Annotated in this window: 21 protein-coding genes; 14 read left to right on the top strand and 7 right to left on the bottom strand. The window is 39.2% G+C overall.

The features are described from left to right. Positions 1 to 6 precede the first annotated feature (6 nt). The 9 genes from gyrA (at position 7) to I2F89_RS05530 (ending at position 10940) form a co-directional block, all read left to right on the top strand. The gene (gyrA, locus tag I2F89_RS05490; RefSeq protein WP_086335262.1) at positions 7 to 2502 is read left to right on the top strand and encodes a DNA gyrase subunit A; all 2496 of its coding nucleotides are present in this window, start codon (positions 7 to 9) and stop codon (positions 2500 to 2502) included. Positions 2503 to 2741: 239 nt separating this feature from the next. Further along, positions 2742 to 3041 carry a 30S ribosomal protein S6 gene (gene rpsF / locus I2F89_RS05495; RefSeq protein ID WP_019723039.1) on the top strand — a complete coding sequence of 100 codons (300 nt, stop codon included), beginning with the start codon at positions 2742 to 2744 and terminating at the stop codon, positions 3039 to 3041. 47 nt (positions 3042 to 3088) lie between these two features. Next, a complete protein-coding gene (gene ssb / locus I2F89_RS05500) occupies positions 3089 to 3610 on the top strand; it encodes a single-stranded DNA-binding protein (RefSeq protein ID WP_010734556.1) in 522 nt (173 codons plus the stop codon). Positions 3611 to 3635: 25 nt separating this feature from the next. Further along, on the top strand, positions 3636 to 3872 hold the full coding sequence (gene rpsR / locus I2F89_RS05505; protein WP_010734555.1) for a 30S ribosomal protein S18: 237 nt from the start codon (positions 3636 to 3638) through the stop codon (positions 3870 to 3872). A 166-nt stretch (positions 3873 to 4038) separates the two neighbouring features. Further along, the gene (locus tag I2F89_RS05510) at positions 4039 to 6012 is read left to right on the top strand and encodes a DHH family phosphoesterase (RefSeq protein ID WP_195513716.1); all 1974 of its coding nucleotides are present in this window, start codon (positions 4039 to 4041) and stop codon (positions 6010 to 6012) included. 5 nt (positions 6013 to 6017) lie between these two features. Beyond that, a complete protein-coding gene (rplI, locus tag I2F89_RS05515) occupies positions 6018 to 6470 on the top strand; it encodes a 50S ribosomal protein L9 (protein WP_010734553.1) in 453 nt (150 codons plus the stop codon). 189 nt (positions 6471 to 6659) lie between these two features. After that, on the top strand, positions 6660 to 8027 hold the full coding sequence (gene dnaB, locus I2F89_RS05520) for a replicative DNA helicase (protein WP_010734552.1): 1368 nt from the start codon (positions 6660 to 6662) through the stop codon (positions 8025 to 8027). 376 nt (positions 8028 to 8403) lie between these two features. Then, positions 8404 to 9696, top strand: coding sequence for an adenylosuccinate synthase (locus tag I2F89_RS05525; RefSeq protein WP_071867650.1), 1293 nt, complete (start codon positions 8404 to 8406; stop codon positions 9694 to 9696). 380 nt (positions 9697 to 10076) lie between these two features. Next, positions 10077 to 10940 (top strand): DegV family protein, encoded by an 864-nt coding sequence (locus I2F89_RS05530; protein WP_010734550.1) that lies wholly within the window; start codon positions 10077 to 10079, stop codon positions 10938 to 10940. Between the two features lie 71 nt (positions 10941 to 11011). Here I2F89_RS05530 and I2F89_RS05535 read toward each other — a convergent pair whose 3' ends face one another. Further along, complete coding sequence (locus I2F89_RS05535; protein WP_010734549.1) at positions 11012 to 12634, bottom strand: ABC-F family ATP-binding cassette domain-containing protein; 1623 nt, start codon at positions 12632 to 12634, stop codon at positions 11012 to 11014. Positions 12635 to 12869: 235 nt separating this feature from the next. Between I2F89_RS05535 and I2F89_RS05540 the strand changes: the two genes are divergently transcribed. Continuing rightward, positions 12870 to 13391 carry an HdeD family acid-resistance protein gene (locus tag I2F89_RS05540; protein WP_019722684.1) on the top strand — a complete coding sequence of 174 codons (522 nt, stop codon included), beginning with the start codon at positions 12870 to 12872 and terminating at the stop codon, positions 13389 to 13391. A gap of 100 nt (positions 13392 to 13491) precedes the next feature. Here I2F89_RS05540 and spxB read toward each other — a convergent pair whose 3' ends face one another. Next, positions 13492 to 15234 (bottom strand): pyruvate oxidase, encoded by a 1743-nt coding sequence (gene spxB / locus I2F89_RS05545; protein WP_195513717.1) that lies wholly within the window; start codon positions 15232 to 15234, stop codon positions 13492 to 13494. A gap of 159 nt (positions 15235 to 15393) precedes the next feature. Between spxB and I2F89_RS05550 the strand changes: the two genes are divergently transcribed. Further along, positions 15394 to 16371: a Gfo/Idh/MocA family protein gene (locus tag I2F89_RS05550; RefSeq protein ID WP_195513719.1), complete on the top strand. Its 978-nt coding sequence runs from the start codon at positions 15394 to 15396 to the stop codon at positions 16369 to 16371. A 97-nt stretch (positions 16372 to 16468) separates the two neighbouring features. Continuing rightward, on the top strand, positions 16469 to 17287 hold the full coding sequence (locus I2F89_RS05555; RefSeq protein ID WP_019722681.1) for a ZIP family metal transporter: 819 nt from the start codon (positions 16469 to 16471) through the stop codon (positions 17285 to 17287). 79 nt (positions 17288 to 17366) lie between these two features. On the opposite strand, the gene I2F89_RS05560 is transcribed toward I2F89_RS05555, so the two are convergent. Next, positions 17367 to 17564: a hypothetical protein gene (locus I2F89_RS05560; protein WP_065096712.1), complete on the bottom strand. Its 198-nt coding sequence runs from the start codon at positions 17562 to 17564 to the stop codon at positions 17367 to 17369. Between the two features lie 194 nt (positions 17565 to 17758). Here I2F89_RS05560 and I2F89_RS05565 point away from each other — a divergent pair, with 194 nt between their 5' ends. Further along, entirely contained in the window at positions 17759 to 18337 is a 579-nt protein-coding gene (locus I2F89_RS05565) for a TMEM175 family protein (RefSeq protein WP_071867646.1), read from the top strand. Between the two features lie 636 nt (positions 18338 to 18973). Here the strand turns inward: I2F89_RS05565 and I2F89_RS05570 are convergent. After that, complete coding sequence (locus I2F89_RS05570; protein WP_019722679.1) at positions 18974 to 19423, bottom strand: hypothetical protein; 450 nt, start codon at positions 19421 to 19423, stop codon at positions 18974 to 18976. Between the two features lie 471 nt (positions 19424 to 19894). On the opposite strand from I2F89_RS05570, the gene I2F89_RS05575 reads away from it, so the two are divergent. Then, a complete protein-coding gene (locus tag I2F89_RS05575; protein WP_071867644.1) occupies positions 19895 to 20923 on the top strand; it encodes an FUSC family protein in 1029 nt (342 codons plus the stop codon). 68 nt (positions 20924 to 20991) lie between these two features. Here the strand turns inward: I2F89_RS05575 and I2F89_RS05580 are convergent, their stop codons facing one another. The 3 genes from I2F89_RS05580 to I2F89_RS05590 form a co-directional block, all read right to left on the bottom strand. Further along, positions 20992 to 22431, bottom strand: a complete 1440-nt coding sequence (locus tag I2F89_RS05580) for a 6-phospho-beta-glucosidase (protein ID WP_161642281.1) — start codon at positions 22429 to 22431, stop codon at positions 20992 to 20994. Between the two features lie 33 nt (positions 22432 to 22464). Next, complete coding sequence (locus tag I2F89_RS05585; RefSeq protein WP_019722676.1) at positions 22465 to 23775, bottom strand: PTS sugar transporter subunit IIC; 1311 nt, start codon at positions 23773 to 23775, stop codon at positions 22465 to 22467. Between the two features lie 145 nt (positions 23776 to 23920). Beyond that, positions 23921 to 24667 (bottom strand): MurR/RpiR family transcriptional regulator, encoded by a 747-nt coding sequence (locus I2F89_RS05590; RefSeq protein ID WP_019722675.1) that lies wholly within the window; start codon positions 24665 to 24667, stop codon positions 23921 to 23923. Positions 24668 to 24703 lie beyond the last annotated feature (36 nt).

The raw sequence follows: 24703 nt of genomic DNA on the forward strand, positions 1-24703 counted from the left end.
AGAAAAATGAGTGAAGAAATCAGAGAAAACATCCATGATGTCAATCTAACCAGCGAAATGAAAGACTCCTTCATAGATTACGCCATGAGTGTCATTGTCGCTCGGGCTTTACCAGATGTTAGAGATGGATTAAAACCAGTTCACCGCCGTATTTTATATGGGATGAATGAACTAGGTGTCACACCAGACAAAGCACACAAGAAATCAGCCAGAATCGTGGGGGACGTCATGGGTAAATACCATCCCCATGGTGATAGTGCGATCTATGAGTCAATGGTTCGGATGGCGCAGCCTTTTAGCTATCGCTACATGTTAGTAGATGGTCATGGAAACTTTGGGTCAGTTGATGGAGATGGCGCAGCTGCGATGCGTTATACTGAAGCCAGAATGAGTAAGATCGCGACAGAAATGTTACGTGATATCAATAAAAATACGGTGGATTTCCAAAGCAACTATGATGATACGGAAAAAGAACCAGTTGTCTTACCTGCACGTTTTCCTAACTTATTAGTCAATGGTACGACAGGGATCGCAGTCGGAATGGCGACGAATATCCCCCCACATAATCTGACAGAAGTTGTAGCAGCGATTGATCTATTGATGGAAAATCCAGATGTGACAACCAATGAATTGATGGAAGTCTTACCTGGGCCTGATTTTCCTACAGGCGGATTAGTCATGGGGAAATCCGGCATTCGTCGAGCGTATGAAACAGGAAAAGGTTCAATCACTGTTCGAGCAAAAGTAGAAATCACGGAAATGCCAAATGGAAAAGAGCGGATCTTAGTCACTGAATTGCCATACATGGTCAATAAAGCGAAATTGATTGAGCGAATTTCAGAATTGCACCGTGACAAACGAATTGAAGGTATCACGGATCTAAGAGATGAATCTTCTCGTGAAGGAATGCGTATCGTGATCGATGTGCGTCGTGACGCGAGTGCCTCTGTTATTTTGAACAATCTCTACAAATTGACATCCTTACAAAACTCATTTGGTTTCAATATGTTAGCGATCGAAAAAGGCGTACCGAAAGTTCTAAGCTTGAAGCAGATCCTTGAAAATTATATCGAACACCAACGCGAAGTTATTACACGTCGTACGGTCTTTGAAAAGGATAAAGCAGAAGCAAGAGCACATATCTTAGAAGGACTACGAATCGCCTTAGATCATATTGATGAAATCATTGCGATCATTCGTGGGTCCAAATCAGATGAAGAAGCGAAAAACGCGATGATCGAACGCTTTGATCTTTCTGACCGTCAATCGCAAGCAATCTTAGATATGCGTTTGCGCCGTTTGACTGGTTTGGAAAGAGAAAAAATCGAAAATGAATACCAAGAATTATTGAAACTCATTGAAGATTTAGCTGATATTCTTGCTCGCCCTGAACGGGTAACAGAAATCATCCAAACCGAACTTGCTGAATTGAGTCAACGATTTGGCGACAAACGTCGTACAGAATTACTGGTCGGTGAAGTCTTGAGTTTAGAAGACGAAGATTTAATCGAAGAAGAAGAAATCGTGATCACATTGACGAATAATGGCTATATCAAACGTTTAGCCAACAACGAATTCCGCGCACAACGTCGTGGGGGTCGAGGCATCCAAGGAATGGGTGTTCATAACGATGATTTCGTGAAAAATCTTGTTTCTTGCTCCACACATGATACATTGCTGTTCTTTACCAATAACGGAAAAGTGTATCGTGCGAAAGGATACGAGATCCCAGAGTACGGCCGTACAGCAAAAGGGATTCCGATCATCAACTTACTTGGCATTGATTCAAGTGAGAAGATTCAAGCAATCATCGCAGTAACTGGTGAAGCAGAGGAAGGACATTACTTGTTCTTTACTACGCGACAAGGAACAGTCAAACGTACGACTGTCACTGCTTTTGCCAATATCCGTAGCAATGGGTTGATTGCGATTGGTTTGAAAGAAAATGATGAATTGGTCAACGTCTTATTGACTGATGGCAAATCAAACATCATTATTGGTACACACGATGGATATTCTGTGACTTTTGCAGAAGATGCCGTTCGTGATATGGGACGTACAGCCTCTGGGGTTCGTGGGGTTCGTTTGAGAGAAGACGATTACGTCGTTGGAGCAGCCTTGATGAATGAGGATCATGAAGTCTTGATCATCACAGAAAAAGGTTATGGAAAACGTACCAAGGTTTCTGAGTACCCTGTCAAAGGACGTGGGGGTAAAGGGATCAAAACTGCGAATATCACTGAGAAAAATGGTCCATTAGCTGGATTGACGACGGTGACAGGCGAAGAGGATATCATGTTGATCACAGACAAAGGCGTCATCATCCGCTTCAACGTTTCAACGGTTTCTCAAACAGGTCGGGCAACGCTAGGCGTGCGCTTGATCAAGATGGAAGCAGAAACGAAAGTGGTGACCATGGCAGCAGTAGAACCAGAACCTGCGGAAGAAACGACTGTCGAAGCAGAGACAGTTGATGTGGAAACTGATACTACAGAAGAATAGAAAATAGGCGTAAAACAAAAGTGAACGTCCTAAAATCAAAACTCCCAAGAATAGGTAAAACTATCTTTGGGAGTTTTTGGTCTTCTCAAAAGAAAAATTTGGAAAACAAAGAACAGCAGCTTGCTTTTTTAGTGCGTTGCGTGTATAATTGAGGATTGTGAGTAGTCTAATTTATTAGAAAACTCTCCTTGCTCTTGGGAAAGCTGAGAGCCGAAAGTCCATAGGGAGGTGAAAAATCAATGGAAAACACGAAATATGAAATCATGTATATTATTCGTCCAAACATTGATGAAGAAGCAAAAACTGCTTTAATCGAACGTTTCGATTCAATCTTGAAAGATAACGGAGCTGAAGTTATCGAATCAAAAGATTGGGAAAAACGCCGTTTAGCATACGAAATGAACGGTTACCGTGAAGGTATCTATCACATCGTTAAAGTATCTTCTCCATCATCAGCAGATGCAATCAACGAGTTTGATCGTCTTGCTAAAATCAATGACGATATCGTTCGTCACATGATCGTAAAAGAAGAAGCTTAATTATTGTTTCACATGGAACAATCAAACGATGAGAGGAGATGACCATTTTGATTAATAACGTTGTACTAGTTGGACGTCTGACAAAAGATCCAGATTTACGATATACATCAAGTGGCACTGCTGTAGCAACGTTCACTTTAGCTGTCAATCGTAACTTCACGAGCCAAAACGGCAACCGTGAGGCGGATTTTATTAATTGTGTGATTTGGCGAAAATCAGCAGAAACACTAGCAAACTATGCACATAAAGGAACTCTTTTAGGTGTAACTGGTCGTATTCAAACGCGTTCTTATGATAATCAACAAGGACAACGTGTGTACGTAACAGAAGTAGTTGCTGAAAACTTCCAATTATTGGAAAGTCGTGCAGCATCTGAAAACCGTCAACAAAGCGGTGGCTACCAAGACACTGGTCAATCGACAAATAATTTTGGCGGAAACGGCGGAAACAATAACTATAATCAAACATCTCAATCATCCAACGGTATGCCTGATTTTGATCGTGATTCTTCTGATCCATTCGGATCAAGCTCAACGATCGACATTTCAGACGATGATTTACCATTCTAAACGAATTTGATAGGAGGGAAATAGAATGGCACAACAAAGAAGAGGCGGACGTAAACGTCGTAAAGTAGACTACATCGCTGCTAACCATATTGAATATATCGATTATAAAGATATCGAATTACTAAAAAGATTTATCTCAGAACGCGGTAAAATTTTGCCACGTCGTGTAACAGGTACAGGCGCTAAAAACCAACGTAAAATTACGATTGCAATCAAACGCGCACGTATCATGGGATTACTACCATTCGTTGGCGAAGAATAATTCGCTTTAGGAATGATTCTGTAGGAATACCCAATCGTTTCAAACCATTACAGAGGAAGTTATGACTACTGTCGTGACTTCCTCTTTTTGTTCCATTTAGGTGTTTAGTCGCTTACATGACATGAGTTATGGTAAAATTAGGCTAATCAGTTACGGGAGGAAAGACATGGATAAAGAAAAAATAAAAGTAAGCCCGAGCCCTCTGCTCATTCTTTTATTGATCCTTGCAGAAGTTTTGGTTGTATTATTGATGCCATTTCGATTGATCAGTGCGTTGTTCATCCTGATCGTGAATCTATTTTGTATTCGTTATGGTTTAAAGATGAAACGGTGGTTGACTCTAAGGAATCGTGACAAGATCCAACAAGCTTCCACAGTTGCGGAATCCAATTTGAATTATGTTTCTGAGATCATGCCAGTCGGAATCATCTCTTACCAACCAGCAACACAAACCATTGATTGGCTGAATCCTTTCGCATTGAACGTGAAAGACCAAAGCTCTTTATTGGATGCAGACTTGTTAGAAACTTTTTTTTCAGCAAAAGAAAAAAAGAAAAATCAAGTCTATTTAGCTGACAAAACGTTTCAATTTGAATTGGATACGGTGAAAGGGGTCGTTTACTTTATTGACGTGACCCAGAACCAATTACTGAAGATCCATCAAGTGAATAGCCAGCCAATCATCGGGATTCTTTCAATCGATAACTATGCAGATACGGTCGATAAATTGGATGAAAAAGAAGTTTCTTATTTGAACTCCTTCATTACGACACTGATTTCTGACTGGATGAATGAATATCATGTGTTTTTTAAACGAATCAATTCAGAGCGCTTTTTCTTTTTTGGACAGATGAGTGACTTAAAGAAAATGATGGATAAGAAATTTGATCTTTTAGATCGCTTACGAGCAGAAGCTGAAAGACAAAACCATCCGTTGACCCTTAGTATGGGAATCGCCTATGGACAACAAACACTAGAAGAAATCGGTAGCGAAGCTCAAAATAACTTAGATATCGCTTTGGTTCGTGGTGGGGATCAGGTCGTGGTGAAAGAAGTTCGTGAAGGAGCGAAACCTACTTACTATGGTGGGAAATCAGCAACGACCATCAAACGTACGCGCGTTCGTTCACGAGCGATGAGTACTGCTTTACGCAAAATTTTTGATGAAACAGGCGATGTATTTATTATGGGGCATCGCTTCCCTGATATGGACGCTATCGGTTCAGCCGTTGGAGTCAGTTGTCTGGCACGCTTCAATCAGAAAAAAGCCTATATCGTCATCGATGAAAAAGAAATCATTCCAGATGTGGAACGTTGTTTAACAGAAATCCATAAAGAACCAGAGTTGGAGATGCAATTGATTACGCCAGAACGTGCAATGGAGCTTAAGAAAGCCAAGGATCTACTCGTAATGGTCGATTACCATAAACCATCGCTATCGATCTCTCAGAGCCTTTACGAGCAATTTGATAAGATCGTGATCATTGACCATCATCGTCGAGGCGAAGAGTTTCCAAGCAAACCGCTCTTAACGTATATTGAATCTTCTGCGTCTTCTGCCTCTGAATTAGTCACAGAATTGATCCAATACCAAAGTAGCCGAACCAATCGGATCAGCCGTTTAGAGGCGACGTTGTTGTTAGCTGGCATGACCGTTGATACGAATAACTTCAATGTGCGAACGACAGCACGTACGTTTGATGTTGCAAGCTATTTAAAGACTTGTAGTGCGGACGCATCCTTAGTACAATATTTATTGAGCTCTGATTTAGCCACTTATTTAGAAATCAGCCACTTGATCGCCCACAATGAACAAGTGACAGAGGATATTGTGGTGGCAGCAGGGACAGATGAAAAAGAGTATAATAGTGTTATTGCAGCAAAAACAGCAGATACGTTGCTCTCAATGGTCAATATCAACGGCGCTTTCGTCATTACGAAACGGACGGATGGCTTAGTTGGTATCAGTGCCCGCAGCACAGGAACGATCAATGTCCAATTGATCATGGAATCCCTAGGTGGTGGCGGACATTTCACCAATGCGGCAACACAACTGGAAAATGTGACTGTAGAAGAAGCAAAACAACAACTGCTCGCTGCTATCCAAGAAAATATGAATCAATTATATAAAAAGGAGTAGATGAGATGAAAGTCATTTTCTTACAAGATGTTAAAGGCAAAGGCAAAAAAGGCGATGTCAAGGAAGTTCCTACAGGCTATGCGCAAAATTATTTGATCAAAAACAATCTGGCAAAAGAAGCAAATAAAAGCAGTATCAGTCAGTTAGAAGGACAGAAAAAAGCCCAAGAAAAGCAAGAAGCAGAAATTCTTGAAGAAGCCAAAAAATTAAAAGAGTTTCTTGAAAAAGAAGAAACAGTCGTGGAATTAAAAGCCAAAGCAGGAGAAGATAGCCGTTTGTTTGGCTCGATTCCATCAAAACAAATCGCTGAAGGCTTGAATAAGCAATACAAAGTAAAATTAGACAAACGTAAAATCGAGTTGAATAACCCAATTCGTACGCTAGGCTATACTAACGTACCTGTGAAACTACACCATGAAGTAACTGCAACGATCAAGGTACACGTTGTCTCTGAATAAACGAAAAGAACATGTGACGAAATCACTTCGATAAATCAGCCGCAGAGGACAAAAATCGCTTTCGATTATTTTTGACTTTTGCGGTCTATTTTCGAAGGAAGAGCTTTTGGAACAGATGTTCATTTTAGGGATGACTTTTCTGCCATTTTCTTGTAAAATGAAGCAATTGAAAGCAAGGAGCGATAGAATATGAGTGAAGTGTGGCAGGATCGAATTCCACCGCAAAATATTGAAGCTGAGCAAGCGGTTCTAGGTTCTGTTTTTCTAGACGCTGAAACGATCATCGATGCCATGGAGTACATAGAACCGAAAGATTTTTATCGTCGGGGACATCAAATCATTTTTGAAATCATGATCGAATTGAATGACCGTAGTGAAGCGATTGATGTCGTGACCGTCAAAGATCGTTTGGAGCAACGAAATCTCTTGGAAGATGCTGGTGGAGTCAGTTACTTATCTGATTTAGCTTTAGCTGTACCAACGGCAGCAAACATTGTCTACTACGCAAAAATCGTGGAAGAAAAATCATTACTCCGTAATTTGATCCAAACAGCAACAGGGATCGTGACTAGAGGTTTTGAACAAGGAGAAGAAGTCCAATCCATCTTAGATGATGCGGAACGTAGTATTCTTGAAGTATCAGAAAAACGTAATCGTAGCGGGTTCTTATCCATTGCTGAAGTCTTGAATTCTACGATTGAAAATATTGACCAACTCGCGCAAAACAATGAAGAGATCACAGGTTTGCCAACTGGTTACCAAGGATTAGATAAAATGACTGCTGGCTTCCAAGCAGAAGAGCTGATTATTTTGGCTGCACGTCCGGCGGTAGGGAAAACCGCCTTTGCCTTGAATATTGCCCAAAATGTCGGTACAAAGACAGATCGTTCCGTAGCGATCTTCAGTCTAGAGATGGGGGCAGAATCATTAGTCAACCGGATGCTTTGTGCGGAAGGTTCGATTGAAGCGAGTCACTTACGTACGGGACAGCTTTCAGAAGAAGAATGGTCCAATTTGATCGTTGCGATGGGTAGTTTATCCAAAGCAAATATCTTCATTGATGATACACCAGGGATCAAAATCTCTGAGATACGAGCAAAATGTCGGAAACTTGCACAAGAAAAAGGGAATCTAGGTTTGATACTCATCGATTACTTGCAGTTGATCGAAGGAAATGGGAAAGAAAACCGCCAACAAGAAGTATCCGATATCTCACGTCAATTGAAAAAGCTAGCGAAAGAATTAAAAGTTCCCGTCATTGCTCTTTCCCAGCTTTCTCGTGGAGTGGAACAACGCCAAGATAAACGACCTGTCTTAAGTGATATCCGTGAGTCTGGTTCGATCGAGCAGGATGCAGATATCGTAGCATTCTTATATCGTGATGATTACTATGAACGTGAAGGTGGCGAAGATGGCGATGCGCCAGAACCACAAAATGATAATGTGATCGAAGTCATCATTGAAAAAAACCGGAGTGGAGCAAGGGGAACGGTCGAATTGCTCTTTATCAAAGAATACAATAAATTTTCCTCGCTTTCTCCGCGAGAAGAATATTAGAACGAATAAATCTGAATAAATCAAACATCGAGGTCGGGACAGAAGTGTTTAGCCTCGAGAAATAAGGTGCCAGCCACGAAAATTGTTCTTCAAATTTTTGTGGCTGGCGCCTTATTTTTTGAAGTGGTTACTTCAGTTCCCGCCGTTTATTCGATTTTAGGTGGTGCGAGAGGACGAATGTCCGGACATGTTTTTTTCAAACTCAGTCAGGTCAGGCGCCTACTTGTTAGTAACCAATGGAACGTAGCAAATTATAATGTTCGCTTTTTAAACGTTTTCTCTAAAATATATTAAATATCATTCGATTTTAGTTGAATAAAGTTTGAAGTATTGTTACAATAATTCAGGATTAAATAATATTAAATGAGGTGTTCAAATGTCATCTGTAGTAGTAGTGGGTACACAATGGGGCGACGAAGGGAAAGGAAAAATTACTGACTTTCTTAGTGAAAATGCTGAAGTGATCGCACGGTACCAAGGTGGCGACAATGCGGGACACACAATTAAATTCGATGGTGTTACGTATAAACTGCACTTGATTCCTTCGGGGATTTTTTACAAAGATAAAATCAGCGTGATCGGGAACGGTGTGGTAGTCAATCCGAAATCTTTAGTCAAAGAATTGGCTTATTTACATGAAAAAAATGTGACGACAGATAATTTACGTATTTCTGATCGTGCGCATGTGATTTTACCGTATCATATCAAATTAGACCAATTGCAAGAAGATGCAAAAGGAGAAAATAAAATCGGTACGACCATCAAAGGGATCGGACCTGCTTATATGGACAAAGCCGCTCGTGTCGGTATCCGTGTAGCCGATTTATTGGATAAAGAAATTTTTGAAGAGCGTCTACGAGTGAATTTAGACGATAAAAACCGTCAATTTGTGAAAATGTTTGATTCAGAGCCAATCGACTTTGAAGAAATCTTTGAAGAATACTACGAATATGGCCAACAAATTAAACAGTACGTGACGGATACATCAGTTATCTTAAATGATGCGTTAGATGCAGGAAAACGTGTTTTATTTGAAGGCGCACAAGGTGTGATGTTGGATATCGATCAAGGAACGTATCCATTTGTTACCTCATCGAATCCAGTGGCTGGTGGTGTAACGATCGGTAGTGGGGTCGGACCTTCTAAAATCAATAAAGTGGTCGGTGTATGTAAAGCTTACACATCACGTGTGGGAGATGGCCCATTCCCTACTGAATTGTTTGATGAAACAGGTCAACAAATTCGTGAAGTCGGTCGCGAATATGGTACAACGACTGGACGTCCACGTCGTGTCGGCTGGTTTGATACAGTCGTGATGCGTCACTCAAAACGTGTGTCAGGTATCACGAATCTATCATTGAATTCGATCGATGTCTTGAGCGGTTTAGAAACAGTGAAAATCTGTACAGCGTACGAATTAGACGGTGAACGAATCTATCATTATCCAGCGAGTTTGAAAGAATTGAACCGTTGCAAACCAATCTACGAAGAATTGCCAGGTTGGTCAGAAGACATTACTGCTTGTCGCACACTAGCTGAATTACCAGAAAATGCACGTAACTATGTAAGACGTATCTCAGAGCTTGTAGGCGTGCGTATTTCAACATTTTCAGTAGGACCTGACCGAAACCAAACAAATATCCTAGAAAGCGTGTGGGCGCAAATCTAGGCCTTTCAGTGATGATTCGCTAACAGGAACATTCTTTTAAGAATGAGTGGACCACTGAAATCACGAGAAATAAATGAAATCGGGACAGAAGTGTTTAGCCTCGAGAAATAAAGCGACAACCACGAAAATTGTTTTTCTAATTTTTGTGGTTGTCGCTTTATTTTCCAAGAGATTACTCCTGTTGCCATTATTTATCGGTTTTAGGGCGACACACAAAAATGAATGTGACTTTTGTTTTAGACTGATCGTGTTCATTTAAGCGTTCGCTTGATTGGCTTGTACCAAGTACAACGAATATAAGAGCTGAAGTTATTTAAAATTAAAGGAGTTTGCTATAATAGACTGCGATGAAAAGTGGAGAAAAAAAGGAGTTGGAACGAATGTATCAAATAGTCACAGATTCATGTTGCGATCTGCCCTATCAAGTGTTGGCAAATGCAAATGTTGATTTTTTATCCATGGAGATCCAGATTGGTGAGGAAATACGAATCGATGATCTGGGAAAAACATTTGATTATGAAGGGTACATCCAACAGTTACGTGAAGGAGCAATGCCTACGACCTCACAAATCAATGTGGGTCGCTATTTGGAGTTCTTCCGTAGCTATGTGGAGAAAGGCATCCCAGTCTTGTACGTTGCTTTTTCGAGTGGCATGAGTGGTTCTTACAGCAGTGCTTTACAAGCAGTCGAACTATTGAAAGAAACCTATGAGGACCCGCAAGTTCATGTGTTTGATACGAAAGCCGCAAGTATCGGGGAAGGACTACTTGTATTAGAAGCGGTTCGTTTGAAAGAATCGGGTTATTCTTTGGAAGAAACATTGGCTTGGCTACAAAATAATTACCTCAAAGTTCATTCTTGGGTAACCGTTGATGATTTAAAGCATTTAGAACGAGGAGGACGCATCTCTAAAGCAAGTGCTGCTATTGGTAGTCTGTTAAGCGTGAAACCGATCATTACCGTTGAACCAAGTGGTCATTTGAAGAATGTCGATAAAGTGCGTGGCAGAAACAAATCCATTCAGAAAATCGTGGAGGAAACAGTCAAAACGATCGTAGCTCCATTGGAACAAACGGTGTATATCGCTTATGCCGGAGACCTAGAAAGTGCTGAGAAAGCCAAAAAATTATTAGAAGAAAATATCAAAACAAAAGAAATCAAACTCTATCCCTTAGGACCAACTATCGCCAGTCATACAGGCTACGGGTGTATCGCCATCTTTTCAATGGGTGTGAGTCGATAAAAAAGAAAAACAGCTGTACAACGTAAGAGTACTCACGTTGTACAGCTGTTTTTATAGTTATTTTTGGAATATTAGTTCCACAATTGTTCTAATTGTTTTTGGATGTCTTTGTTCTCTAAGAATTCATCATACGTCGTATCTGCACGATCGATCACGCCTTTATCAGAAACAGCAATGATACGATTTGCTAACGTTTGGATGAATTGGTGGTCATGAGAAGCAAATAGGATCGAACCTGAAAATGCCATCAAACCATCATTCAATGCAGTAATTGATTCTAAATCTAAATGATTCGTTGGATCGTCCAAGACAAGGACGTTTGCTTTTGAAAGCATCAATTTAGAAAGCATACAACGAACTTTTTCGCCCCCAGAAAGAACATTCACAGGTTTTAATACTTCCTCACCAGAAAACAACATACGACCTAAGAAGCTACGTAAGAACGTATTGTCGTCTTCTTCTTTACTTGCATATTGACGTAACCAATCAAGAATCGTTAAGTCCGTATCGAATTCCTTCGTTGTATCCTTTGGTAGATAAGCATTGCTAGTTGTTACACCCCAACGGACAGTACCGGTATCTGGTGTTAGATCGCCCATGATAACTTTAAACAGGGTTGTAGTTGTTATATCGTTTTCAGCAACGAATGCTACCTTGTCTTCTTTGTTTAATGTAAATGATATATCATCTAAAATCTTTTTACCATCTATTGTGACACTAACGTTTTCTACTTGTAGTAAGTCATTTCCAATTTCACGTTCTGGTTTGAATCCAACGAAAGGATAGCGACGTGAAGAAGGTTGGATATCATCCAATGTGATTTTTTCTAACATTTTTTTACGGGATGTTGCTTGTTTTGATTTTGACGCATTTGCACTGAAACGTGCGATAAAGTCTTGTAATTCTTTGATTTGTTCTTCTTTTTTCGCATTGGCATTTGCTTGTAACTTAGTTGCTAATTGGCTTGATTCTAACCAGAAATCGTAGTTTCCTACATAAAGTTTGATTTTTCCAAAGTCTAAATCTGCCATGTGGGTACATACTTTATTCAAGAAATGACGGTCATGGGAAACAACGATCACTGTATTCTCAAATTCGATCAAAAATTCTTCTAACCAGTTGATCGATTGGATATCTAGTCCGTTTGTCGGCTCATCTAGAAGTAAAACATCTGGTTTACCGAATAGCGTTTGCGCAAGCAACACTTTCACTTTTTGTCCACCAGTTAGTTCGCTCATCAATTGATGATGTAATTCTTCAGGAATGTTCAATCCTTGAAGTAGAACTGCTGCTTCTGGCTCTGCTTCCCAACCGTTTAATTCTGCAAATTCGCCTTCTAATTCTGCCGCACGAATCCCATCTTCATCTGTGAAATCTTCTTTCATATAGATGGCATCTTTTTCTTTCATTACTTCATATAAACGTTTATGGCCCATGATTACTGTTTCCATCACAGTATATTCTTCATAGTCATAGTGGTTTTGTTTCAAAACAGCCATACGTTCATCTGGACCTAATGTGACAGAGCCTGTTGAAGGTTGCAAGTCACCTGATAATACTTTAAGGAATGTTGATTTACCTGCGCCATTTGCTCCAATTAAGCCATAACAATTGCCGGGAGTGAATTTTATATTAACATCATCAAATAGTTTGCGATCTGAAAAGTGCAAACTTACATCATTTACAGTAATCAATTTTTTTCCTCACTTTATGTTTATAATATTTGCCAAGTCTTCTAGAATTATATAGGGGAATGTTGAAAGTTTCAAGGAAATCAGTAATTCTTTACGTTTCACGTGAAACAATCAAAAGAAGAAAAGAGATAAACCGTTTTTTTACAACTAAAGCATTTTCATAAATGCTAAATTTTTGAAGTTATTTAAATGGGGGCGTAAGATAGAAATAGATTAAAAGAAAGTAGGGATTAAAATGAAAGAAAGTAGAAAAATTGATTGGGGTTCACTCGTTTTAGGGATATTATTTGTTTTAGTTTCCTTGATTTCTTTTCGCGATCCAGTAGGTAACTTAGTTGCTATCGTTATTGTATTTGCTATTTTTGCGATCCTAAAAGGATTATTTGAGTTATTTCTACGTAGTCGAGTAAAAGAACTGACAGGATATAAAGGGAAGATGCCGATAGTGATTGGGATCATTGATTTATTGATTGGGATCTTTTTCATTTTCAATATTGGTGCTGGGGTAGTTGCACTACCATTTGTCTTCGCTGTTTGGTTTATTATTGATTCTGTTTTGGCTTTATTTACTGCTGATTTATTCAGAGGAATAAGTGAAGGACATTATTGGTTTACGGTAGTCATCAATGTATTGGGTATCTTACTAGGTATTATTTTATTATTCAATCCTTTATCCTCTGCGTTGACGCTAAGTTTTTTAGTTGGTTTTTACTTTATGGTCGTTGGGATCAATCAGATTGTTTATGCGTTTAGATGATTAGTAATAAAATAAGTGTATGAAATTTGAAAAAGATCCACCTCAAATCCTATCAATTTGAGGTGGATCTTTTCTCACTAGGTTGTGGTTTACTGGATTTTTACAACTGTTTAGAAAGATGATGCGTATATATTTCATGAAGCACCGGCATATCATGTACTTCGTATTTTTCTTTGAAGCGCTCAATTTCTTCTTCGCTATACTTTCTTGGGTCTAAGTGTAAGTCTTCGACAGGTAAGGGCCGTTTGTTGGGGATCTTGACGTCGATCACGACTGGGCGATCAGATGCCGCTGCAGCATTGAAGGCAGGGCGTAATTGCTCGTAGTGCGTGATCGTGAAGCCATCGGCACCTAAGGCTTCGCAGGATTTCCCAAAATCAGCTTGTTCAAGGGAAACACCAAATTTTTGTTGTTCAGTATCTTCTTGTTCTGCTTCGATAAATCCGAATGAATCATTTGAGAAAACGACATTGATGATTGGCAACTGATAGCTGACTTGGGTCAAGATATCTTGCATCACCATGGCAAAACCGCCGTCTCCGCTTAAAGTAAAGACTTGTCTCTCCGGAAAACTTAATTTAGCAGCAATGCCTCCTGGTACACCGTTGCCCATCGTTGCAAACCAACCAGAAGTAGTGTGTAACTGCTCACCAGTCATGTTCAGCAAACGGATCGAATGAATGGTCGTATTTCCAACATCTGTCACAAAAATAGCATCACGCTCAGCAATCCGGTTGATTTCTTTATAGATTGCTTCTGGTCGAATCGATTGCTCTGTGGGTTCTTCAAACGACGTTAACCAACGTCGCCAATTGCGAAGATTTTCTTGATTGGCTAGATACCAAGCATCTTCTGAGCGTTCTTTCCCCCATTCAACTAGGTTTTCTAACGTTGTTTTACCATCACCTAAGATAGCTAAATCGGTGTGGTGGCGGCGGCCGAATTTGGCGGCATCAATATCGACTTGGATAAAGGCTGCTTCTGGATTGAAGAACGTCCGCCCAAAAGGGAAGTCACTTCCTACAAATAAAATCAAATCGGCTTCTGCCAACGCTTCATTCGCAGGTTTTGTCGCTACCCGACCTGCAAATCCAAGAAAATTTTTGTCTTCATCTGGCACGCTCCCTTTTGCTAAAACAGAGGCAACCACTGGCATTTTGAAATATTCGGTAAATTTCTTGATCTGATCATAGCCATGACGAACACCTTGACCGATGAACAAGACAGGCTTTTGAGCTTGTTCGAGATAAGGAAGGGCTGCTTTCACGTCTTCCATCTCAGGGAGGATCACCCCTGTTTTATACGTAGAAGCATTAGAAACATCCTGCCACTCGATTTCTTCAAAACCAAAATCAACTGGAATCGTCACAACAGCGACTCCTTGATGTGCATAAGCTGCCTTGATCGCTTCGTCAACGACATAAGGTAAACTTTCTGGTGTCATGACTGTCCGATTATAAACACTAACATCAGCGAAAATTGGATTTTCATTTAATTCTTGAAAGGCAGTATAATTCATAGAAGTCGAAGCCACTTGTCCTAAAAGGGCGACAACTGGGACGTGATCCATTTGGGCATCATAAAGTCCGTTGATCAAATGGGTGGCTCCAGGACCAGCTGAGCCAAAGACAGCTCCGACTTTTCCTGTTAATTTGGCATCCGCTGCGGCAGCTAACGCGCCCACTTCTTCATGACGTACTTGGATATAATCGATTTGGTCTTTTTCATGGTACAACGCATCCATAATGGAATTGAACGAACCACCCGGAATCCCATAAATATGATCAACTCCCCAGCTTTCAAGCACTTTTACCATGGCAATACCGGCATTTATCGTTGACATTTTGATCCACTCCTTAAAAAAACAAATTATATTTATTGTCTAAAGTATAAATCTTCCTTATCAAAAGCCCAACTAAAGCGACTTTCAACCAAGTAGAGTGAATTGCCAGTAATGTGTGAAACTATGTTATAGTGGATTCAAAATGTTAGGAGGAAGAGTATGCTGAAAATCGGGATTATGAGCGGTGCCTCGATCGTACCTCGTTTTGTGGAGGGGATCAAAGAAAGTGGCGTGGCACAAGCTGTAGCGATTGCGACACGTCGCTTAGAAAAGGCGCAACAGTTAGCCACAGAGTTAGGTATTCCAAAAGCGTATGGCAGTTACGAAGCGTTACTTTCTGATAACGAGATAGAACTGATTTATATTCCATTGATCAATCACTTGCATTTTTCAGCTGCGAAAGCCGCGATCCAAGCAAAGAAACATGTGCTTTTGGAGAAGCCTTTTACGCTACATTCGGAGCAAGCACAAGAACTCTATGCCTTGGCTAAGGAACACAAGGTTTTTCTCATGGAAGCACAAAAAGCCCTATTTCTACCTGCGATCGAAGATGTGAAAAAAACCATTGAGACCGGAAAAATCGGAAACGTTCAATTAGTGGAGATACGTGATGCAAGACCGGGTTCAGAGAAGATTCCTTGGTTCTGGAAGATGGAACAAGGAGGTGGCGTATTGATTTCCAACGCCTCTTACCCATTAAGTGTCAGTCAATATTTATTTGGCACAGGATTTGATGAATATAACGGCTTATGTGTAGAACATGGAGAAGGTCTGACGGACGAAGAGTGTATGGTGAACCTGAAGAAGAAAGACCTTTTCATCAGTTTATTCCTTACGACAAAAATGGATTTTACTAGTACGTATACCATCATTGGAGAAAAGGGCACGATCATCATCCCTAACTATTGGAAAACAGACCATTATACGATCCAGATGAACAACGGAGAAGTGTTAACAAAAGATTTTCCAATGGATAGTGAATTTGTCTTTGAGATCCGTCATGTCGCCGATTTACTTTCCTCAGGTAAGAAGCAAGATACGGTGGTCGATCCAAACATGACGATTACAAATGTTCAAGTCGTTGATGATCTTTACCATAAGTGGTTTGGGAATGATTGGAAAAGCGTGAGGGGATAACCGCTTAGAATAAAGGATCATCAGATTAATAGTAGAATAGTAGTCACATTTTTGGCAATATGCTAGAGTAAGAATAAAAAGGTGAAAGGGGAATTGTATGGTTGATTGGTTACTGAAGCTAGAACCTTGGCAGCAAGCGTTGACGGGTACGGCATTTACTTATTTTATGACTGCGCTTGGGGCTGGCTTAGTATTTTTCTTTAAAGAAATCAAAAAAGATGTACTCAATTTGATGTTAGGTTTCGCTTCGGGTGTGATGATCGCCGCCAGTTTTTGGTCTTTATTAGATCCGGCAATCACAAAAGCAGAAGAAAATGGTGATATTGCTTGGCTTGTGGTGAGTATTGGTTTTGGGCTAGGGGGATTATTTTTATACATTGCCGACAAAACCTTACCACACATGCATTTTGGTCCAGCACACGAAAAAGAAGGCTTACCAACACATTTAAAACGCACGATTTTGCTTGTCTTTTCCATTACCTTGCATAATATTCCAGAAGGATTAGCAGTAGGTGTTGCATTTGGTGCAGCGGCAACTGCAGATAATCCAACGACTGCGGTGCTAGCAGCGATCTCTGTTGCGCTAGGTATTGGTATTCAAAACTTTCCAGAAGGTGCGGCTGTTTCGATTCCTCTCCGACAAGAAGGATTAAGTCGAACAAAAGCTTTTGTCTATGGGCAAGCTTCAGGAGTGGTTGAACCGATTGCTGGAGTCATCGGGGCAATCTTAGTGACAAAAGTTGCAGTCTTACTACCTTATGCCTTAGCTTTTGCTGCGGGTGCAATGATTTACGTCGTCGTGGAGGAACTGATTCCTGAAGCGCAACAAACACTTTCAAGTAAACGACACTATGCAGTTTTTGGTGTTATGACTGGTTTTATTATCATGATGATCTTAGATGTAGCATTAGGTTAAATGATATATCATTTAAAAGAAGTAAAAAAAGAGGCAGAAATTTTCTGCCTCTTTTTGTTTTTCATTTAGGAAAATAGTATTAGTAGTATTTTCTTTGTTGCGTGGTGCGAGTGATCCAACGGACTAACCAAATCGCAATGGCTGCTGGAATCAACAATTTAATACCTAACCATAATAAACCACTGATCACGCCAACGAATAGATTGAGGACAAAGCTAGCTACGACGAAACCTACCACTAATAGGATGATTGTTTGAAACGTATTTCTTTTTTGCATGATGATCGCCTCTTTTCTCGTTTGATAAACTTCTCAATAGAAGTTACGCTTGCTGTTTTCTATATAGTAAGTATAGCAAGGATTGATTGACTTAACCTCCACCCAGAGCCCGATTTCTACTTGCTACTTTGGTGTGAAAAGGTTGCTTTTTTGCCCTTATTACGAATAAAATGAAGCGAAAGGAGAGGAAAGTCATGCCGAAAAATCGACTAGAAGCCTTTACAGACGCCGTGATCGCTATTATTATGACGATTTTAGTGTTGGAGCTACATGAACCACACTCAGATACCTTGGAAGCGCTAGTTGCACTTGCGCCACGTTTTCTTATTTATATCATTAGTTTCTTTACCCTAGGCATTTATTGGAATAACCACCATCATTTGTTTCAAGCCGTCCACAAAGTGAATGGGCGAGTGCTCTGGGTGAATAGCTTTTTTATTTTTTTCCTGTCGCTGTTTCCTTTCGTTACTTCATGGATCAGCGAATACAGTAACAGTCTTGTCCCTGAAATGACCTATGGTATAGTGATATTAGGAGCGAATCTCACGTATTATTTGTTAGCAAGGACATTAGTTGCCTCAGAAGAAGACGAGAATGCATCTATCAAAGAGTTGTTTGGCAATTATCGTAAATCCTACGTATCTATTGGTTTGAATGTCGTGGGATTGATTTTGGGATATTTGATTGCGCCCATCGCCGTGTTAATAGTCAATGTCTTGATTTTGGTTACTTGGTTGATCCCAAGTCGTAAAATTGAAGCGTACTATCGCTAGATACTTGAATAACATAGTCAATCAAAAGACACAGAATAGTTAGGGAATACTCCTTTCCTGTTCTGTGTTTTTTTGTATGCTCTTGACTCGTTTAACGATTATAAAAAAATTTAACAGAAACATAAGTAAAAAATAAAAAAACAGTCGAATTTTTTAGGCACAATGATAGTTAAAGAGGGATGCATATGAGAAAACGAAAAAAATTTTATCCAGCAATCATTACAAGTTTTATTACCGTACTTATTTATGTAGAGCAATCGAGGTGTAATTTGCTCGTTCTCCTGTTATCAGTTTTACTTACTGTCATCGTCACGCTTAAAGGATAGACGATACAAAGAAGTAAACAAACCTGAGCTCGATCGATCACAAGGTCAAAGATGACGGATTTTGTGGACAAATAGAAAGAGCTAATGAGTTATCCACTGTGGATAACTCGTTAGTAGATCAAAAATTTAGATAACAAGCACATTTATTCTTTGTTGTTATTTTAAATAACATAGATAAATCGATACTAAAGGATGGACAGATATTCGTTGGAACTCAAAAAAAGCAAACTGAAAGGAAGAGAAATTTCTTCGTTTCAGTTTGCTTTTTTGTAGTATAAATATAAATCTATATTTACCCCCGTAGGGTATGTCAGCGTGTGTTGTAAGGTTCTCCTTCAATGGATACATTGTTTTTATAGGCAAAGTAACGATCATTTTTTTTCGCAATGCCAAATGTATCAGAAACATGAATGTTTTGTGGAGAGAATTTTATTGCTGGAATCGAGAACGATTGCTCTTTTGGATCAGTCACTCTGATTTCAAACGATAGTTCATTTTCATCTTCTTTTGTTAGTACGATATGGGGTGTATCATTAAAATTGATTTCTGTTACTTCGTAGATGCCTAAAAAATCGACCGAGTCACCAATGCTTTTCAATAATTGATTTTTTGTAGGAACATATTCCATTTTAATTTCGTCTGTTTGGATCATTTCAGCTTTGGAGGTAACATCTCGAACAGGAGAATTCAAAAAATGAATAAAAGAAAATAAACCGACACATGCAAACAAGCTACTGATAATTAAAATAATTTTCTTCATTTTCCTTACTTTTTGTCCTTTCTGTGTTCTCCAACGTATATGTCTGATGTTAAAATCAAAAAAACTTTATGTAACAATAAATTTTCATTTTTTTTTGTTATTAAAAATGATTTCTTTCATAGTATAAATTTAAAATACAAAAAAATAAAGCAGATTTCACAAATTCTTTGACTAGATGAAAAGCTTTTAATTTTAGATAGCTAAAACTATCTATATTATTACAAATAATGGTGGTTATTATTAATTAATTATAATATTTAATTAGTTATTTAATGATTGGTGGGAATTTCTGGCTGTTTAAGCGATGAAAATTGGTGTTATACTAGATAAAGTAAATTCGTTTAAATTTTTCTCTGGAAAACTCTCCTTTTACTTCTAATAGTTGATTTCTTTGATACTTCTTATAAATAGACAAGACATCCTTAAGGCGAAAACGATTTTTATATACATTTCAAAATAAGGAGGTTTTTTATGGTTAAATCTTATTTTACATTTAACAAAATTCAAGAAAATCCATTTCGTATCATGAATCTGATGGTGATGATCTTTCTCGTTTTATGGATCGGTTACATCAATCATAATTTTTTGATTTCAAGTTTCTCTTCTCTAGGTATCTTTACCTTCTTTTACTACCAGAACATTCCGATGAAGCAATTATTAAAGCGCCTATTTTTGATTGGTTGCGGTCTATTACTGGCTTTTACATTAGGGCTATTGTCGACGTATGTCATCTGGCTTGAACCATTTGCTGTTGGAGCAGTTGCTTTTTTCAGTCGATTTATTTTGCGTTTGTTCCATATTTCTAAACCAGGGGGCTTATTCTTTGCGATGTTAGCGGCTATGGGAACGAGTATGTCCGTTCCATTTTCCCATTTGCCGACAGTAGCTTCTTTTTTCTTTATGGGTGTTGTGTTTGCTTTGATTGCTGCATTTCTAACGAAAAAAATGGATTCACGCCCGGAACAGGAAGTGATAAAGGTATCCTTGAAGGAGCGTTTTCACCAAGAACCTTTAGTGATCATTGATTCGATTTTTTACAGCGCTGCATTATTCCTTTCCGTTTATGTTAGCCATGGCTTGAACATGAAAAATCCTTATTGGCTGACACTGTCTTGTGCCTCGATTTTATTGGCTGAGAATTTAGATGCGATGAAACATCGGCAAGTGCAATATTTGATTGGTTCGATGTTAGGGTTGTGTTTATCGGCTGTCTTATCACTGATTCCTTTTTCCCAACTTGAAACGATTTTTTTAATTACGTTTCTTTATGGTATTTCTCAGTTTTTAGTGGCTCGAAATTATGCAGTGGCGAATATTTTCTTGAATCCCATGGCATTGATGCTTTCGACACTGGTCAGGAACACGTACTTGATCTCATTGATCGAGTATCGTTTTATTGGTATCGTCATCGGTAGTTTCATTGGTCTAGGCGTAGCCTGGGTAATGAATATCGGTCTGCAACATTACTTAGCAGTTGTGAAAGAAAAATATGAAACATAACAAAGAAAGGCGGTCACGACAATGAAGTCGGATCGCCTTTCTTTCTTTCTTTCTTTCTTTGTTCGTTACTAAAGCTGTTCACCATTTGTTTCAATCACTTGTTGGTACCAAGCAAAGGAATCTTTTTTCAAACGTTGTAAGGTTCCGTTACCGATATTATCTTTATCGACATAGATCATGCCATAGCGTTTTTCCATTTCACCACTGCCAAAGCTGACGATATCGATGATTCCCCAAGGTGTATAACCAATTAATGGTACGCCATCTTCAACTACTGCTTTTTTCATTTGTTCGATGTGTTCTCTTAAATAATTGATCCGGTAGTCATCATGGATCTCATTTGAATCAGTTAACTGATCGTAGGCACCAAAACCATTTTCAACGATAAACAGTGGGAGATCATAACGCTGGTACACCGTATTCAATACATAACGCAACCCAACAGGATCAATCGGCCAGCCCCAGTCAGAAGCAGTAATATAAGGATTTTTAACTAGTTTGGCTGAAGGAATATCTTCTGTTTGTCTGCCCTCAACATCGGGAAGGGTTGTGATCGTTCCCGACATATAATAGCTAAAACCGATATAGTCAACAGTTCCTTGACGTAAAATTTGTCGTTCTTTCTCGCTGATCTCGATCGTGAGCCCTTTTTGTTCCCAATACTTTTCTGTGTAGGTAGGGATTTCTCCGCGTACATGGACGTCACTGTAGAAGAAACGACGTTCATTTGCTTTGACTGAAGCAATCATATCTTCTGGCGCACAGGAGTAGGGATAGATTGGAACGTAAGCCATCATACAACCAATCTGAAAATCGGGATTGATCTTTTTCCCTTCATTGACAGCCCAAGCACTGGCAATCAGTTCGTTGACCCCTGCTTGGAATACTAAGGCCTCTTTATCTTGGTCATCTTCAATGATCATGGCTGAATTGGTCCAAACATGAACGGGCTCTTGTCCGTCCGCCTGATTATTGATTTCATTGAAGGTCATCCAGTAAGTTACTTTGTCTTTGTAACGGTCAAATACGCACTGAGCAAATTTAACAAATAAAGGAATGACCGCTTTATTGGCAAAGCCACCAAAATCTTCATAAATGGCATAAGGAATCTCAAAATGAGACAACGTGACTACCGGTTCGATCCCGTTTTTTAAGCATTCGTCAAAAAGATCATCGTAAAATTTTAATCCCTGTTCATTCGGTGTTTCTTCTTGACCAGTAGGAAAGATCCGACTCCATGAAATGGAGGTGCGTAGACATTTTAAGCCTAGTTCTTTAAATAATTGGATGTCTTCTTTGTAACGATGGTAAAAATCAATGGCTTCGTGGTTTGGGTAATATTCCCCTTCGACGACTCCTTTAGTGATCTTCCGCGGAATCCCATTTCCGCCAGCAGTCATAACGTCAGCGATACTTGGACCTCGTCCATCAATATTCCAAGCACCTTCTGCTTGATGAGCAGCAATTGCGCCTCCCCATAAAAAATCTTTGGGTAACTCTCTATTCATACAAATTCCTCCTAAGTTTCATTGATTCTTAAGTTATATCTCTGTGCGTTGTGCGCGGTTGGAAGCCATGACAAAAGGTAGGTAAATCAAAACGGAAATCGCTAAACAAAGTACGCCTATTACAATTCCCATGATATTCCCACCAGTTCCTAAAAACAAATTGATGATCCCTGGGGTGGTCCAAGGTAAACCAATCGCTGGTGATGGCATGATTGGCCAGACGACTGTGACGAAGTAACCGACCAGAATATTGACCATCGGTGTTAAAACAAAAGGAATGATCATAATTGGATTTAAGACGATCGGTAGTCCAAAAATCATCGGTTCATTGATTTGGAAAATACCTGGTACAAAAGATAGTTTGGCGATTTCGCGATATTCAGGTCGTCGTGAAGCAATAAAAATCGCAATGATTAAGCCTAAGGTCATACCCGTTCCACCCATGTTTGCAAACATATCATTCAAGATGCCCCAGGTTTCTTTGTAAGGGACATCCCACAGCGAACCACCATCATTGATGAATTGGAGATTGGCTAAGTCCTGCTCGGTAAAAATCGCTGAACGAACAGCATTCAATGTGTTTGGCCCATGAATACCAATAGAAAATAGCAGTGTCTGAATAAAAGCTAAGAGTAGGACACCAAACACATTTCCACCTAAGTCACGTAAAGGTGCTTGGATACCGGCATAAATCAACTCGTTGATTCCTTCAGGCGCGATCATCAAGACGAAGAAGTTGATCAAAGCTGACATAGAAACAACGATAATGATTGGGATCATCCCAGAAAAAGAGCGAGAAACAGCTGGTGGAACGAGTTCAGGCATCTTGATTTGTAATTTCTTGACTTTGAATAATTTCGGTAGGAATTCTCCAACCAAGCAAGCGACAATCATCGCAACGAATAACCCTTGAGCACCCAAATATTGCGTCGAGATGACATTCATTTCATCGACTGCAAAAGAAGTAGGGTAAAAGATCATAAAGCAAGCGACACTAGTTAGCCCAACTAAGGTTGCATCAGCTTCGAAATGTTTTGCCAAAAGCTGAGCGACTAAAAAAGCAATAAACAAACTCATGATATTGATTGTGCCATTTGCTACAGAAGCAAGGACTTGTTGTGCACTTTCTAAATTTGGAAAGATACGTGAAAGTTGAAATAATTGCACGATAAAACTGTCTTTTGAAAATAAAATATTATTGACTAGGATGACTAATGAAGAAGAAATCGTTAATGGAAAAATAAGCATGAATGCATCTCGAACGGCTGCAATATGTCGTTGGTTGTTTAACCGTGTTGCAATAGGAACAAGACTTCGATCTAATAAATCATTGAATTTTTGCATAAGAATAACACCTTTCGCTATATGATGGATTCATTATAGCGAAAGGTGTGAAAGAAAAGTAAGCGCATTCTTATTTAGGATAAAAATTTGGAACAATGAAAATTATTTCGTGGTAGGAACATAGTGTTCCAAATTGAGTGGTGAATCATTCATCCTCTAAATAACCGATCAGTGTTTCAAGGATCGCCATGGAAGGTAGCTGACTAGTCAAATCAAGAAAGATGTCTTTCCGTTCTTCTTTAATGGCATAGTCAATTGAGTAATCACACAATTGGGCCAATGAACTTTCTTTATGAGCGGTAATACAATACTTATGCACGCTATCCGCATGAGCTAAACCTGAAATTACTTCGATTAGTTCTTTTGTTTCACCTGAAACACTCAAAAAGACTAACGCATTTTTTTGATCTGGACGCAAAAAACTACGAATCGGATAAGTCAGTTCGTCTAAGCTAATACAAAAATAACCGATATTCGCTAATTTTCGTGCCACATATTGCGCTAATGCTCCCGAAGCTCCCATCCCCATAAATAGAATAAAATCAGCTTGACGTAATGTTTTTGCCATTTTTTTTATTTGATATTCAATATCGGGATGAAAAATAGTCATGTTCAACTGATTGATTCGTTCTTCTAACATTAATTGCTTGTCATCTGTTTCGTAATGGGCTTTTTCCAAATGGTTTTTAATATAAAAACGAAATTCCGGAAATGAATCAAAGCCGACTTTTTGGATAAAACGAAAGACAGAAGTTGAAGAAACATGCGCATCCGTCGCTATATCTCGTACCCGCATATAAGGTATTTTCTCAAGGTTGTTAACGATAAACCGGTAAATCTCTTGTTCAACGGCAGACAATTTATTTAAGTTAAGACTTTCAAAGATAGCCATGTGTTTACCTCAAGATTCTTTTTCTTTAGAGTATAG

This window comes from Enterococcus sp. 1001283B150225_161107_E12 (assembly GCF_015556925.1).
Classification (GTDB): Bacteria; Bacillota; Bacilli; order Lactobacillales; family Enterococcaceae; genus Enterococcus_B; species Enterococcus_B mundtii.

What these genes read in the sequence shown, in the direction of transcription:
- gyrA (WP_086335262.1), top strand. Translation starts at nt 7, where the DNA reads ATGAGTGAAGAAATCAGAGAAAACATCCATGATGTCAATCTAACCAGC.
- rpsF (WP_019723039.1), top strand. Translation starts at nt 2,742, where the DNA reads ATGGAAAACACGAAATATGAAATCATGTATATTATTCGTCCAAACATT.
- rpsR (WP_010734555.1), top strand. Translation starts at nt 3,636, where the DNA reads ATGGCACAACAAAGAAGAGGCGGACGTAAACGTCGTAAAGTAGACTAC.
- I2F89_RS05510 (WP_195513716.1), top strand. Translation starts at nt 4,039, where the DNA reads ATGGATAAAGAAAAAATAAAAGTAAGCCCGAGCCCTCTGCTCATTCTT.
- rplI (WP_010734553.1), top strand. Translation starts at nt 6,018, where the DNA reads ATGAAAGTCATTTTCTTACAAGATGTTAAAGGCAAAGGCAAAAAAGGC.
- dnaB (WP_010734552.1), top strand. Translation starts at nt 6,660, where the DNA reads ATGAGTGAAGTGTGGCAGGATCGAATTCCACCGCAAAATATTGAAGCT.
- I2F89_RS05525 (WP_071867650.1), top strand. Translation starts at nt 8,404, where the DNA reads ATGTCATCTGTAGTAGTAGTGGGTACACAATGGGGCGACGAAGGGAAA.
- I2F89_RS05530 (WP_010734550.1), top strand. Translation starts at nt 10,077, where the DNA reads ATGTATCAAATAGTCACAGATTCATGTTGCGATCTGCCCTATCAAGTG.
- I2F89_RS05540 (WP_019722684.1), top strand. Translation starts at nt 12,870, where the DNA reads ATGAAAGAAAGTAGAAAAATTGATTGGGGTTCACTCGTTTTAGGGATA.
- spxB (WP_195513717.1), bottom strand. Translation starts at nt 15,234, where the DNA reads ATGTCAACGATAAATGCCGGTATTGCCATGGTAAAAGTGCTTGAAAGC.
- I2F89_RS05550 (WP_195513719.1), top strand. Translation starts at nt 15,394, where the DNA reads ATGCTGAAAATCGGGATTATGAGCGGTGCCTCGATCGTACCTCGTTTT.
- I2F89_RS05555 (WP_019722681.1), top strand. Translation starts at nt 16,469, where the DNA reads ATGGTTGATTGGTTACTGAAGCTAGAACCTTGGCAGCAAGCGTTGACG.
- I2F89_RS05560 (WP_065096712.1), bottom strand. Translation starts at nt 17,564, where the DNA reads ATGCAAAAAAGAAATACGTTTCAAACAATCATCCTATTAGTGGTAGGT.
- I2F89_RS05565 (WP_071867646.1), top strand. Translation starts at nt 17,759, where the DNA reads ATGCCGAAAAATCGACTAGAAGCCTTTACAGACGCCGTGATCGCTATT.
- I2F89_RS05570 (WP_019722679.1), bottom strand. Translation starts at nt 19,423, where the DNA reads ATGAAGAAAATTATTTTAATTATCAGTAGCTTGTTTGCATGTGTCGGT.
- I2F89_RS05575 (WP_071867644.1), top strand. Translation starts at nt 19,895, where the DNA reads ATGGTTAAATCTTATTTTACATTTAACAAAATTCAAGAAAATCCATTT.
- I2F89_RS05580 (WP_161642281.1), bottom strand. Translation starts at nt 22,431, where the DNA reads ATGAATAGAGAGTTACCCAAAGATTTTTTATGGGGAGGCGCAATTGCT.
- I2F89_RS05585 (WP_019722676.1), bottom strand. Translation starts at nt 23,775, where the DNA reads ATGCAAAAATTCAATGATTTATTAGATCGAAGTCTTGTTCCTATTGCA.
- I2F89_RS05590 (WP_019722675.1), bottom strand. Translation starts at nt 24,667, where the DNA reads ATGGCTATCTTTGAAAGTCTTAACTTAAATAAATTGTCTGCCGTTGAA.